General features: G+C 61.5%; 2 protein-coding genes. Both read left to right on the forward strand.

What is annotated here, in order from left to right:
- Positions 1 to 465, forward strand: a 465-nt coding sequence (locus tag ACTIEN_RS21850; protein WP_439525257.1) for an ABC transporter permease, incomplete at its 5' end; no start/stop codon positions are given.
- A partial coding sequence (locus tag ACTIEN_RS21855; RefSeq protein ID WP_439525258.1) for an ATP-binding cassette domain-containing protein occupies positions 462 to 844 on the forward strand: 383 nt, incomplete at its 3' end. The genes ACTIEN_RS21850 and ACTIEN_RS21855, both read left to right, overlap by 4 nt.

Here is an 844-nt window from a genome sequence, read left to right on the forward strand (position 1 = left end):
GCAAAGGGGATCACCCCGGTGGAATACCGCGACCAGATGGCGATCTGGGTGCTGATCATCGCCATCGGCCTGTCGGACTGGGTTCAGTTCGCCCGCGTCGTGCGTGGGGCCACCCTGGTCGAGAAGAACAAGGAATATGTGCAGGCTGCCCGCCTGATCGGCCGCAGCAAGGGGGCGATCATGTTGCGGCATATCCTGCCCAACGTGATGTCCCCGGTCCTTGTGATCGCCACGATCTCGCTTGCACTGGCCATCATCGCTGAAGCGACACTGTCCTTTCTGGGCGTCGGTGCGCCTCCGACACAGCCGAGCCTGGGCACGCTGATCCGCATTGGACAGGGATTCCTGTTCTCCGGCGAATGGTGGATCCTGTTCTTTCCCGCTGTCACCCTTCTGATGTTGGCACTCAGCGTGAACTTGCTGGGCGACTGGCTGCGCGACGCGCTGAACCCGAGGCTGAAATGACCGACACACCCGTTCTGTCCGTTCGAAACCTGGTGGTCGAAATCCCGACCCGTCACGCCGTTCTGCGACCGGTCGACAATGTCAGCTTCGACATCGCGCAGGGGGAAATCCTTGGCGTTGTCGGGGAATCCGGTGCGGGCAAATCCATGACCGGCAATGCGGTGATCGGACTTCTGGACCGTCCGGCGCAGATCGTGTCGGGTGAGGTGTATCTGAACGGGCGACGCGTCGATACGCTGTCGCCGTCGGAGATGCGCAAGGTGCGTGGCACCGGCATCGGCATGGTGTTTCAGGATCCGCTGACCAGCCTTAACCCGCTGTTGACCGTGGGTGAACAGTTGACCGAAACCATGCGCGAACACCTTCCGATTTCGCAATC

The organism is Marivita sp. (assembly GCF_051859345.1).
Taxonomy (GTDB): domain Bacteria; phylum Pseudomonadota; class Alphaproteobacteria; order Rhodobacterales; family Rhodobacteraceae; genus Marivita.